The 12,926-nt window shown below is 70.5% G+C and carries 7 protein-coding genes; 2 read left to right on the top strand and 5 right to left on the bottom strand.

Features of this window, described 5'->3' with window-relative positions; genetic code table 11:
• The first annotated feature begins 31 nt into the window (after positions 1-31).
• Positions 32-862, top strand: a complete 831-nt coding sequence (locus AB0M24_RS22575) for a hypothetical protein (protein ID WP_363770918.1) — start codon at positions 32-34, stop codon at positions 860-862.
• 56 nt (positions 863-918) lie between these two features.
• Here AB0M24_RS22575 and AB0M24_RS22570 read toward each other — a convergent pair whose 3' ends face one another.
• The 5 genes from AB0M24_RS22570 to AB0M24_RS22550 all read right to left on the bottom strand — a co-directional run bounded on the left by AB0M24_RS22570 (position 919) and on the right by AB0M24_RS22550 (position 5,612).
• Complete coding sequence (locus AB0M24_RS22570) at positions 919-1,215, bottom strand: hypothetical protein (protein ID WP_363770915.1); 297 nt, start codon at positions 1,213-1,215, stop codon at positions 919-921.
• 102 nt (positions 1,216-1,317) lie between these two features.
• Complete coding sequence (locus tag AB0M24_RS22565; RefSeq protein ID WP_363770988.1) at positions 1,318-2,142, bottom strand: tRNA (adenine-N1)-methyltransferase; 825 nt, start codon at positions 2,140-2,142, stop codon at positions 1,318-1,320.
• A 15-nt stretch (positions 2,143-2,157) separates the two neighbouring features.
• The gene (locus AB0M24_RS22560) at positions 2,158-3,276 is read right to left on the bottom strand and encodes a site-2 protease family protein (RefSeq protein WP_363770912.1); all 1,119 of its coding nucleotides are present in this window, start codon (positions 3,274-3,276) and stop codon (positions 2,158-2,160) included.
• Between the two features lie 45 nt (positions 3,277-3,321).
• Positions 3,322-4,200 carry an FkbO/Hyg5 family chorismatase gene (locus tag AB0M24_RS22555; RefSeq protein ID WP_363770909.1) on the bottom strand — a complete coding sequence of 293 codons (879 nt, stop codon included), beginning with the start codon at positions 4,198-4,200 and terminating at the stop codon, positions 3,322-3,324.
• Positions 4,185-5,612: a tryptophan 7-halogenase gene (locus AB0M24_RS22550; RefSeq protein WP_363770906.1), complete on the bottom strand. Its 1,428-nt coding sequence runs from the start codon at positions 5,610-5,612 to the stop codon at positions 4,185-4,187. Before AB0M24_RS22550 ends, AB0M24_RS22555 begins: the two co-directional genes overlap by 16 nt.
• Before the next feature lie 100 nt (positions 5,613-5,712).
• On the opposite strand from AB0M24_RS22550, the gene AB0M24_RS22545 reads away from it, so the two are divergent.
• Entirely contained in the window at positions 5,713-12,882 is a 7,170-nt protein-coding gene (locus AB0M24_RS22545; protein WP_363770903.1) for a type I polyketide synthase, read from the top strand.
• The last annotated feature ends 44 nt before the right edge of the window (positions 12,883-12,926 follow it).

Here is a 12,926-nt window from a genome sequence, read left to right as displayed (position 1 = left end):
GGATCACCACATCCACATCGGGGGAATTTCGATGACCTACCCACCGCAGCAACCCGGCCCCTACGGCCAGCAGCCGAACCCGTACGGGCAGCAGCCGCAGCAGCCGCCGTACGGCCAGCCGCAGCCCGGTTACGGTCAGCAGCCGCCGCCGGGATACGGCCAGCAGCCCCAGCCCGGCTACGGCCAGCCGCAGCAGGACCCGTTCGGGCAGCAGGGCCCGCAGAGCGGCGGTTTCCCGCAGCAGGGCTACGGCCAGCCCCAGTACGGCCAGCAGCCCGGCTACGGCGGTCCTGGTGGGTTCGGCGGCCCGCCTCCCAAGAAGAGCAACACCGGCCTGATCATCGGCGTCATCGTCGGTGTGCTGGTGCTCGTCGGTGGCGGTGTGACGGCCGCGGTGCTGCTGTCGGGCGACGACAAGCCCAGCAACACCGCGTCGTCGAACACGGACACGAACGCGCCGACGAACGGCACCGACAAGCCGACGACGACGCCCAAGAGCTCGGGCGGCGACTCCGACGCGAAGGACATGCTCGACGACTTCGCCGCGGAGAGCCAGAAGCAGGCGCGGGCGGGCAAGACCGAGCTTCCGGCGTTGAAGAAGTACGTCTGCGCGAAGATGTACGCGGACGCGGAGAAGGCGCCGAAGACACCCGTCAAGGCGTACCCCGAGGCGACCATCAAGATCTCGGAGATCAAGACGTCCGGGTCGACCGGCACGTTCAAGGCGCTCTACAGCGGCATCCCGAACCCGGACCCGAACGGCACCGGCACGGTGTCGTCGCACATCATCTACAAGCTGACCCAGGAGGGCGGCGACTGGAAGGTGTGCGGCGTCGAGAGCGTGGGCACGCCGACCAAGTGACCTGAACGCGAAAGGGCCCTGCACCTCGGTGAGGTGCAGGGCCCTTCTCACGTGTCTCAGGTGTAGGAGAACGTCGCACCGATCGCCTGGCCGAACGTGTCACAGGGCTGCGTGGACACCTGGCCAGGTCCGACCAGCGGGCCGTAAACCGTGTACACGGCACCGACCATCATGTCGTAACAGGTCACCTTCACCCGCTGCACGTAACTGGGGCACGTCGAACTGCCCAAGCCGCGCTGCGTGCTGGAGTCGTACGCTTCGTACGCGGCCGAGCAGCCAGGACCGGCGTGCGCCGCCGGCACCGGCAGGAGCGTCGCGCCTGCCGCCACGACCGCGATCATCAACTTCCGCAAGACAAAACCCCCAGGTCTTCCATTCGATTGCTCCTGAATGGAAGCGGGTCCGGCGGACGGTGCGGGGCCGAACGATGATCTTTGTCCGAAACCGGACAGAGGTCAGCCCTTGCTGGGGCGGCGCTGCGGCTTCGGTGCCGTCACGCCGTCCGCGAGCTTGCGCGTGGTCAGCAGGAACGCCGTGTGCGCGATCATCCGGTGCTCCGGCCGCACCGCGAGACCCACGACGTGCCACGGGCGGACGAGCGTCTCCCACGCGTGCGGCTCGGTCCAGCACGTCATCTCCCGCAGCGCCTCGGTGACCGTGGACAGCTGCGTGGTGGTGGCGACGTACACGACGAGCACGCCGCCGGGGATGAGGTTCTTCGCGATCGTGGGCAGCACGTCCCACGGCGAGAGCATGTCGAGGATGACGCGGTCGACCTCGCCCTCGTGGTTCTTCACGTCGTCGACCGTGATCGACCAGTTGCCGGGGCGCTCGCCGAAGAACTGCTCGACGTTGCGGATCGCGTGGACCGCGTGGTCGTCGCGCACCTCGTAGGACTGGACGCTGCCCTTCTCCCCCACCGCGCGCAGCAGTGAGCAGGACAACGCGCCAGAGCCCGCGCCGGCTTCCAGAACGCGCGCGCCCGGGAAGATGTCGCCGTACATGACGATCTGCGCGGCGTCCTTCGGGTAGATCACCTGCGCGCCACGCGGCATCGAGAGCACGTAGTCCGGCAGCAGCGGGCGCAGTGCCAGGAAGTTCGTGCCGCCGACGGACTGCACGACGGAGCCTTCCGGCTGCCCGATGAGCAGGTCGTGCGGGATGGCGCCGCGGTGGGTGTGGTACTCCTTGCCGGACTCGAGAACGACCGTGTAGTGCCGGCCCTTGGGGTCGGTCAGCTGAACCCGGTCACCCGGCTGGAACGGTCCACTTGCGCTAATCACCGCGCAATGGTGTCAAACACCCTTCTCAATGGCCGCACGCAGGTCCTCCCTGCGCAGCACACCCGCCGGACGGCCTTCCAGATCCACGACGAGGAACTGCCACGCGGCGGTGCCCTGGACCCGTTCGACGATCTCCTCGCCGGGCTCGTCGGCGAGGAGCACGGTCTCGGGCAGGATCGGCTCCGCGGCCTGTTCTGCGGGGGCGAAGGGGCTTGCTGCGGCGAGCTTGCGCGCCGCTTCCGTGTCGAGCAGTCCGGCCGCGACACCGTCCGCGCGCACCAGGACCACGCCACGCCCCGCCGAGGTGCTCAGGGCGTCCGCCACGGGGCTTTCCGCCGGTAGCTGGAGCACCGGCAGGATCAGGTCGTTGAGAGTGACACCGGCGGGCCAGGTGCGGCGGCGTTCGCTGGCCAGTTCGCTTCGAGCACCGGCGATGACAACCCACGCCGTGAGCACGCACACGCCGAAGCGCAGCCAACGGTCATCCGCGCCTTCCGCGACGCCGTACAGCGCCCACGCGACCAGTGCGATGGCCACGGCGAAACCGCCGACCACGGCGACACGCGTGCCCATCGCTCGTTGGCCGGTCGCGGCCCACACCCCTGCCCGCACGATCCTGCCGCCGTCGAGCGGCAGGCCGGGCAGGAGGTTGAAGACGGCGACGGCGACGTTGGCCGCGGCGACCTGGAAGACCAGCACCCACACGACGTCGCCGGGTTCCATCACGAACGCGCCGATGCCGAAGATGACCGCCAGTGCCACGGACACGATCGGTCCGGCGCCCGCGACCAGGCCTTCGTGGCTGGGTTTGCCGGGGGTGCGCATGATCTCGGACAAGCCGCCCAGCAGGTACAGCCGCAGTCGTCTGACCGGCAGCCCGAGTCTCAACGCCGCGACGCAGTGGCCCAGTTCGTGGGCGAGCACCGAGAGACCCAGGAAGACCGCGAAGAGCGCGGCGAGCAGGAGGCCGATGCCGGGCGGGGTGCCTGGCGCGAGGTCGTCGACCAGAGGTGCGTAGAACGCGACCACGATCGCCGACCCGATCCACCACGACGGCGCGAGCAGCACGGGGATGCCCGCCACCCGGAACAGCAGCAGGCCGCCCTCTCGCTCACTGATCCGCGCGGCCACGGGTGCACTGTAGAGCGGCGGGTGTGATCTCGCGGTGTACCACGCTCACCCGGCGTCGCAGACGGCCTCGATCTCGACCAGCAGATCGGCGCGGCACAGGTCGACGTTCAGGAACGCGAGGTCCGCGCCGTGGAACGCCTCCGAGCACATCCCGCGCACGACGTCGAGGTCGGCTTCCCGGCGCACGTACACCTTGGCGGTCCGTACCACGACGCTCGACTCGACGCCGTTGCGCGCCAGGTTCTCCCGGCTGGTGAGCACGTCCAGGTTCGACAGCGTCGTGCGGCACTGCGCCTCGACGTCGCCGGGATGCACGGTCCGGTGCCCGAGAATCGCCGCCGTGCCCGAGACGAACAACTGACCGCTGTCCGGCAGCCAGGCCGCGCGGGCGAAGGACGGCGAACGCGGACCGTACCGCCGCGGATACCGGTACGCCGGGACCTGCAGATGGTTCTCCACCGGGACGTGCCGCGCGCCGCGCCGAGCCAGCAGGTAGACCGTGACGTCGTCGCCGGGCGCGCCGACGCCTGTACCCGCGGGCAGGTCGCCGGGGAACAGGTCGAACGCCTGAGCCCGGCCCGCGCAGAAGTCCTGATAGGTCTCGAGCCCGTCGGCGTTGGGCTCGTTGATGCGGCCGATGAGGTTCCACATCCGGAAGATCGACGGATACCCTAGGTCGGTCAGCAGCTTGAACACGCGCAGGTACGCGTCCCGCACGCCAGGAGCGCATCTCTCGGTCAGAGGGACCCGCACGGCTGCGAAGGCGTACTCGCCGTCGTGTCCGCACACGACTCCTTCCGCCTGGTCCACGACGACCGGGCGGCCGGTCGTCCACACCTCGGTGAACCCGTGATCTCCGAACCGGACAGTCCCGAGTGGATGCTCGACGGGGCCACCGGGGACGCAGGTCAGCCGGCCGTCCATCCCAGCCCGTCCTTGGCCACCGGGAGCTCGCCTTCTCCCGCATCGCGCACGTTGCCGAACAACGCCTCTTCCTGGAGGTTCTTGCCCTCGCGGAACGTGTCGCCGACGACCTGCGCGTCGAACAGCGGGTTGTGCCGGTCGTCGGCGGTGGCGAGCGCGCCGACGGCTCGATCGAGGTCCACGGCGGCGCTCACCACCCCGTAGTCGCGTGACGCCAGCCCGCCGACCAGTTCGGCGAACGCGGCCGTCTCGCTCTCGTCCACGTTCGTGAGCTTCTTCGCGGTCCAGAAGTACGAGCTCTCGTCGCTGTGCATCTCGTAGAAGGAGATCAGGAAGCGGTAGAAGAGGGCGTACTCACTGCGGTAGCGGTTCTCGAACTCGCGGAAGCTGCGCTGTTCGTCCACCTCGCCGCCGAGACAGGCGTTGATCGACCGTGCGGCGAGCAGCGCGCCGTAAGTCGCCAGGTGCACGCCCGACGAGAGCACCGGGTCGACGAAGCACGCGGCGTCCCCGACGAGCACCATCCCGGGCCGGTGGAACGCCTTCTTCCAGTACGAGTAGTCCTTGCGCACCCGGACCTGGTCGTACGGCGGCTCCGTCGCGAGCGGCACGCCGTCGAGCTTCTCCGCGACCTCGGGACAGGCCGCGACCAGGTCGAGCCAGGCCGTCTTCGGGTCGCCCTGGATCAGCGCCTTGTGCTCCGGCGAGACGACCGCGCCGACGCTGGTCAGGTCGTCGCGCAACGGGATGTACCAGAGCCAGCCCGCGTCGAACGCCGCGCAGAAGATGTTGCCCGCGTTCGGTTCCGGCAGCCGCGCGCCACCGGCGAAGTACCCGAAGACGGCGAGGTTGCGGAAGAAGTCGGAGTGCACGCGTTCGCCGGTGCTGCGGTGGATGCGGCTGGTGTTGCCGGACGCGTCCACCACGTACTCCGCGAACACGGTCTGGTCCCCTGCGCCGTCCCGGTAGCGCACGCCACGCACCCGTCCGCCGCTCTCGACGACCTCGCGCACCTGGCAGCCTTCCCGCACCTCAACGCCGTTGCGGGTGGCGTTGCGCAGCAGGATCTCGTCGAACCGCTGCCGTTCCACCTGGAACGCGGTCGACATCGGCTCCGGCAGGCGAGGCGACATCGCGAAGCTGAACTGCCACGGCGCAGGGTTGCGGCCCCACCGAAACGTCCCACCCCGCTTCAGGGTGAAGCCCGCGGCCTCGACCTCGTCCGCGACACCGAGCAGGCGGCAGATGCCGTGGATGGTGGACGGCAGCAGCGACTCGCCGATCTGGTACCGCGGGAACGCCGACTGCTCCAGCAGCAGCACGCGATGGCCGCGCATCGCGACCAACGTGGCCACCGTCGAGCCCGCAGGCCCGCCACCCACCACCACAACGTCGTACGAGTCCCCGGCCATTCGCTCCCCTTCGCGCCGTCTGATCACCAATCTAGCCACGCGTTCCGGTACCTGGCCCGGTCGCTGGCAACACGGACCGAATCCGGGTAGGGATGGTTTGGTGAACATCGCGCACCTGCTGGGGGAGAACGCGAGGCTGCACGGCTCGAAGGAGGCGTTCTCCGACGATGTCCGAACGGTCACGTGGAGCGCTCTCACCGATCGGACGGCCGCGCTGGCGGCAGGACTCGGGGTCGAGCGCGGCGCACGGGTGGCGTTCCTGCTGGACGACAGCGTGGAGCTCGTGGAGAGCGTTCTCGCGGTCGCCAGGGCCGCGGCGGTCGGCGTCCTGTTCAGTCCACAGTGCACGGACGCCGAGCTCGCGCACCTGCTGGCCGACAGCGAGCCCGCTCTGCTGATCACCGACCGCCGGCACCTGCCCCAGGTGACGAAGACGAGCGCACCTCGGGTGCTCGTCGTCGGCGAGGACTTCGAAGAGCTGACTCGGGGACACGGGCGGCCACGGGACGATCTGGGTCCGGACGAGCCCGCGTGGATGATCTACACGTCCGGCACCACCGGATCGCCCAAGGCGGTGGTCTCCTCGCAGCGCGCGGCACTGTGGTCGCCGACCGAGGTCTACGGACCGTTGCTCGGGCTCACCGCGGACGACCGGCTGCTGTGGCCGTTGCCGATGTCGCACAGCTTCGCGCATTCGTTGTGCGTGCTGGGAGTGCTCGTCGCCGGCGCCAGTGCGCGCATCTGCGTGACCAGGGACCCGGTCGCGGTGACGCGGCAGGCAGAGGAGTACGCGCCGACCTTCGTCGCGGGCGTACCGACCACCTACCGCCAGCTGCTGGCGGCCGGGCTCACCCGACTGCCGTCGCTGCGCACGTGCCTCACCGCGGGCGCGCCGTGCGACGAGAAGCTGCGGTCCGATGTGGAAGATGCGCTCGGTGTCGCGCTGCTCGACTGCTACGGCAGCACCGAGACCTGCGGCATGATCGCCGTCGAACGCGCCGGCACTGCGGTGCGCGGGACGAACGGGCCTCCTGTCACCGGGGTAAGCGTCCGCGTGGTCGACCCAGGTGAGATCTGGGTGCGCAGCCCAGGACTGATGACGGGCTACTACGGCAAGCCCGCAGCGACGAACCGGGCTCTGGTGTCCGGCTGGTACCGCACCGGCGACCTCGGCCGCCTGGACGAGCACGGGAACGTCGTCGTCGCGGGCCGCGTCGACGACCTGATCATCCGGGGCGGGCACAACATCGACCCCGCCGAGGTCGAGTCCGTGCTGACCAGGCAGCCCGGTGTCGTGGACGCGGTGGTCGTCGCGCGCGAGCATCCGTTGCTGGGCGAGACACCGGTGGCGTTCGTCGTGTCCGAGACGATCGACGCCACCGCGCTGCTCACGGCTTGCGCGGCCGACCTGTCGGCGTACAAGGTGCCGGAAGAGATCGTGTTCGTGCCGTCGATCCCGCGCACCCCGTCCGGCAAACCACGACGCAACGTGCTGCGTGAACAACTGGCCTCGCCCGTCAGGGGTGTCACCGACTTCTCGCTCGACGCGCTGACAAAGCTGGTGCTCGACGAGGTCGGGGCGATCCGCGGCGAGGTGACCGATCCGCGTCTCCCGTTCGCCGGATCCGGGCTGAACTCCCTGCAGGCCACCACCCTGTGGCAACGGCTGCGGTCCCTGACCGGGCTGCCGCTGTCCCCCACCCTGGTCTGGGACCACCCGACCCCCGCGGCGATCGCGCACCACCTGGATTCGTTGCTGCGCGGGGAAACGCGCGCGGTGCAGGCCATGCCTTCCGGGGAGCACAACGACGACGTGGCGATCGTCGCGGTCGGGTGCAGGTTCCCCGGTGGGGTCCGGTCGCCGGAGGACCTGTGGCGGCTGGTGCTCGACGGAGTGGACGCGACCGGCGAGTTCCCGGTCGATCGCGGGTGGGACGTCGACGCGTTGTACGACCCCGATCCGGCTCGGGTGGGCACGACCTACGTCCGGCGGGGCGGGTTCCTGTACGACGCGGCGGACTTCGACCCCGGTGTCTTCGGCATCTCGCCCCGCGAGGCGGTCACGATGGACCCGCAGCAACGTCTGCTGCTGGAGGTCGCGTGGGAGACCGTCGAACGGGCGGGCATCGCGCCGTCGTCGTTGCGCGGCAGCGACACCGGCGTGTTCGTCGGCCACATGCACTCCGACTACGCGGACGTGCACAAGGCCGACCATCCCGACCTGAGCGCCCAGCTCGTGCTCGGCTCGGCGAGCAGCGTCACGTCCGGCCGCCTCTCCTACACCCTCGGGCTGAACGGACCATCGCTGACGATCGACACGGCGTGCTCGTCGTCGTTGGTGGCGCTGCATCTCGCCGCTCAGGCACTGCGCGCGGGTGAGTGCTCGCTGGCGCTGGCTGGTGGCGTGACGGTGATGACGACGCCGCTGTCGTTCGTCGCCTTCAGCCAGCAGCAGGCCCTGTCACCGGACGGCCGGTGCCGGTCCTACGCCGAGGGCGCGGACGGCACCGGCTGGTCGGAGGGCGTGGGTCTGCTCCTGGTCGAACGGCTGGCCGACGCCCGGCGCCTCGGTCACCCCGTGCTCGCGGTGCTGCGCGGCTCGGCGGTCAACTCCGACGGGGCGTCGAACGGGCTGACCGCGCCCAACGGTTCGGCTCAGCAGGAGGTGATCCGGCGCGCGCTGGCCGGCGCGGGGCTGGCCGCGTCCGACGTGGACGTGGTCGAAGGTCATGGCACCGCGACGAAACTGGGCGATCCGATCGAGGTCGGCGCGCTGCAGGCGGCCTACGGTCAGCGGCGCGACCGTCCGTTGCTGCTCGGGTCGGTGAAGTCGAACATCGGGCACACGCAGGCGGCCGCGGGCATCGCCGGGCTGATCAAGGTGATGTGGGCGATGCGCGACGACGTCATCCCCCGGTCGCTGCACGCGGACCAGCCGACGTCCCAAGTGGACTGGACGGCGATCCGGCTCGTCGACCGGCACACGCCGTGGCCACGCGGTGAACGTCCTAGGCGCGCTGGCGTTTCGTCGTTCGGCATCAGCGGGACCAACGCCCACGTGATCATCGAGGAGCCGCCGCCGTTCTCCGTTCCTGACGCCGAGCCCGCGCTGACATCGGCGCCGTGGCTGGTTTCCGGCGACGGTGAAGCGGGTCTGCGCGCTCACGCGGAAGCCCTCCACGCGACCTTGACCGATGAGTCCACTGTGGACATCGCGTTCTCGCTCGCCACGAGCAGGGCGACGCACGGCCATCGCGCCGCCGTGCTCAGCTCGGACCGGATGCTGGAGGGCCTGCGCGATCTCGCCGACGGCGTCGAAAACCCCGCTGTGGTCAAGGCGAGCACGCGACGAGGTGTGCGTCCGGCGTTCCTGTTCACCGGACAGGGCGCGCAACGGGCTCGCATGGGTCTTGAGCTCTCCCAGGCGTTCCCGGTGTTCGGGGAGACGTTCCTCGGGCTGTGCGCGGAGTTCGACGGACTGCTTTCGGTGATCGAGTCGGGTGAGCTGCTCGACCGCACGGACCACGCGCAGGCCGCGCTCTTCGCCTACGAGGTGGCGATGTGCGCGTTGCTCGACTCGTTCGGCGTGCGCCCCGGTCTCGTGGTGGGCCACTCGATCGGCGAACTGGCCGCCGCACACGTCGCCGGGGTGTTCTCCCGCGCCGACGCCGTCCGGCTGGTCGCGGCACGAGGGCAGGCGATGGCTTCGATGCCGCCGGGTGTGATGGTCGCCGTGCGCGCGCCCGCCCACGCGGTCACGGCAACGGACGAGGTGTCGATCGCCGCGATCAACGGCCGCCAGTCGATCGTCCTGTCGGGCGCGGAGAAGGCGGTCATGGCCGAGGTCGAGCGCATCGGGGCCGGGCACACCCGGCTGCGCGGCGACTACGCGTTCCACTCGGCGATGGTCGAGCCGTGTCTCGCACAGTTCCGCGAGGTCGCGGAGTCGGTCACCTACCAGCGTCCGGTCGTGCCGATCGTGTCGACGTTGACGGGCAGGCACGAGACGGACGCGTTCACGACAGCTGACTACTGGGTTCGGCAAGCGCGCGAGACCGTGCTCTTCAGCGACGCCGTCGAGGCTGCGGGTGAGGTCGTTTTCGCCGAGGTCGGTCCAGCGGCGACGTTGAGCGCTCTGGTTCCGGACGCTGTCCCTGTCGCGGAGCGGTTGCTGGACGCGTTGGCCGAACTGCACGTGCACGGCGTGGAAGTCGACTGGGCGGCGGTGTACGCGGGCAGCGGTGCTCGACGCCGCGACCTGCCGACGTACCCGTTCCAGCGGGAACGCTTCTGGCTGGAGCCCGCTTCGAGGTCAGCCGCACTGCTCGGGGAACCACAACCGGCGGCCGATCGTCCGGAAGTCCGCTACACCAGCGTGTTGTCCGTGGAAGGCCAGCCGTGGCTCGCGGATCACCGGATCGGCGACGACGTCGTGGTGCCCGCGACCGTGTTCGCGGAGCTGGCCTTCCAGACCACGCCGCCGGGACCAGTTCGGCTCGACGAGCTGACCGTGCACGCGCCGTTGGTCCTCACGACCGAGGCTCAGGTCCAGGTCGTGGTGACGGACGACCGCGAGGTCACCATCTGGTCGCGTTCGGGCTCGGGGACGTGGACGCAGCACGCCACCGTCGTGATCTCGGCTGCCGCGCCTGCCGTGCCCGTCGCGCCGACCTCGTGGCCACCTGTTGGCGCGCAACGGGTTCCGGTCAGCTACGGCAGGCTCGCGGTGCGCGGCTACCGCTACGGCCCGGCGTTTCGCGGCGTGGCGACGCTGTGGCGGCGCGGCGACGACCTGTTCGCCGACGTCGAGCTGCCCCGCGCCGCGCGGTCGTTGCGTCCCTGCCTGCTCGATGCCGCTCTGCACGCCTCGCTGTTCGCGGACCCCGCGGACGAGGACACCGTGCGGGTGCCCTACTCGTTCACCGGATTCACGCTGCACCAACCAGAAGCGACCGCGGCGCGGGTCCGGATCACGCGCACCGGCGAGGACTCCGTCCAGGTCGCCCTGAGCGACCCCGACGGACGTCCGGTCGCCACGATCGAGTCCTTGGTGATGCGGCGGCTCTCCGGGCAGTCCACCGCCGAAGCCGCTGCGGCACAAGCACTTCACCGCGTCGAGTGGAGGCAGGTCGAGCCTGGTGCTGCGCCGGAGCACCGGATCTTCGACACCGGACCCCCCGCTGGGACACCGCCGGAGCGTGCCCGCGCGTTGATCGGCGCGACGCTCACCCACCTGCAGAAGTGGTTCACGGAACAGCGTGACGAGCTGCTGGTCGTGGTGACGCACAACGCCACCGGCGACGATCCGGATCCCGCCGCCGCGGCGGTGTGGGGGTTGGTGAGCAGCGTGCAGGCCGAGCATCCCGGCAGCGTCGCGCTGGTCGACCTCGACGAGCACTCCGAACCAGCGGTCGTCGACCACCCTCGAATCGCTATCCGGGGCGGGCGTCTCTTCGCTCCCCAGCTGAGCGCCGCCCCCGCTCCCCAGGACGCCGCCATCGACGTTGCGGGCACGCTGTTGATCACCGGCGGTACCGGTGCTCTTGCTGCCGTGCTCGCCCGGCACCTCGTGGCCACACACGGCGCCAAGCACATCGTTCTGGCGAGCAGGAGCGGCGAACTGCCCGGCTGGGCGCACGATCTGCCCGCGGAGATCACAACGGTCGCGTGCGACGTCGGCGATCAAGCCGCGGTGCAGCGCTTGGTGGCGGACTGCTCCCCTACCGGCATCTACCACCTTGCAGGTGTGCTCGACGACGGCGTGCTGTCCTCCATGACGCCCCAGCGCGTCGACGCCGTTCTCGCGCCCAAGGCCGACGCGGCCTGGTACCTGCACGAAGCCACCCGGCACCTGGACCTGTCGGCGTTCGTGCTGTTCTCGTCCGCCGCGGGTGCGCTGGGCAGGCCGGGGCAGTCGAACTACGCGGCCGCCAACAGCTTCCTGGACGCGCTGGCTCGGCACCGCACGGCTCAGGGACTTCCCGCGCAGTCACTCGCGTGGGGCCCGTGGGAGAACGGAATGGCCGCGGGGATCTCCGGTGGCGCGCTCCCGCTCTCCGCCGACGTGGGCATGGCGGCGTTCGATCGCGCTCGTCGCACCTCGGAGCCGGTCCTGGTGCCGATTCTGCTCGAGGTCACCGAGACCACCGAGGCCCCGCGAACCCAGCCGGCCACCTGGACGGACGCGCTCGCGGCCGTTCCCGCGGCCGAACGGGAAGCGGCGCTCGGCGAGCTGATCCGCGGCGAGCTCGCGCTGGCCCTGGGTTTCACCGACGCGAACTCGTTGCCCGACAAGAGTTTCCTCGAGCTCGGCTTCGACTCGCTCAGCGCGTTGCAGCTGCGCAACCGCATCCGTGCCTTCACGGGCCTGCGGCTGAGCCCGGCGGTCGTGTTCGACCACCCGTCGTTGCCCCAGCTCACCGCCCACGTCCACGAACAGCTCACCGAAGGGGCGGCCACCGAACCGGAGCCGCTGGGGTTCGCGGCGCTGTACCACAAGCTGCTGCGCGACCAGGGCCCGTTCGAGGCCATGAAACTGCGGCTCCTCGGCTCCCACGCGCTGCCGACCTTCCGCAGCGGTCACCCGATCGTGCCGACGCAGCTGGCTCGGGGCAGCGGGCCGGTGCTGTTCTACCTGCCGAGCTACCTGACCGCGGGAGACCCGGTGCCCGCGGCGCTGGCCAGGCAGTTCGACGGCATCCACGACCTCTTCGGGCTGCGCTACCCCGGTTTCGGCGACTCGCGGGCCCTCCCCGAGGACGTGGACGTACTGCTGCGCACCCTGGCGGACGCGGTCACGGCGGACCGGCCGACCGTGCTGCTCGGGCACTGTCTCGGCGGAGTGGTCGCCCACGCGTTGGGCGCGCACCTCGCTGCCCAAGGCCGCGCTCCGGCCGGAGTGGTTCTCATCGAGACCGATGCCGGTCTCGGCGACCGCGACGATCGGGCGCTGTCACTGCTGGCGGACGAGCAGGACCTGCCGGGTGAGCTGTACGACGGGGCCGCCATGGACGGCCGGATCCTCGCGGGCGGTGGCTACCAGCGCATGTTCGGAGGCCGTCTCCTCGATCCGTCGCCGGTGCCGACCTTGCTGCTGCGCGCGGGCCCGACCCCCCGGATGCGCCGGATCGACCCGGACCGCGACTGGTCGGCGCGCTGGCCGCTGCCGCACCAGGCCGTCGACGTGCCCGGCGACCACGACACCGTGCTCACCACTCAGGCGGACACGACCGCTTCCGCGATCCGCGCGTGGGTCGCCACGCTGGCTTGACACGGGCTCGAACGGAATTGTCAGACCCCTGTCCTAAGGTTCGA

This window comes from Lentzea sp. NPDC051838 (genome assembly GCF_040681245.1).
Lineage (GTDB): Bacteria > Actinomycetota > Actinomycetes > Mycobacteriales > Pseudonocardiaceae > Lentzea.
Note: the sequence above shows the minus strand (reverse complement) of the source record. Positions and strands in the feature narration are given on the sequence as shown.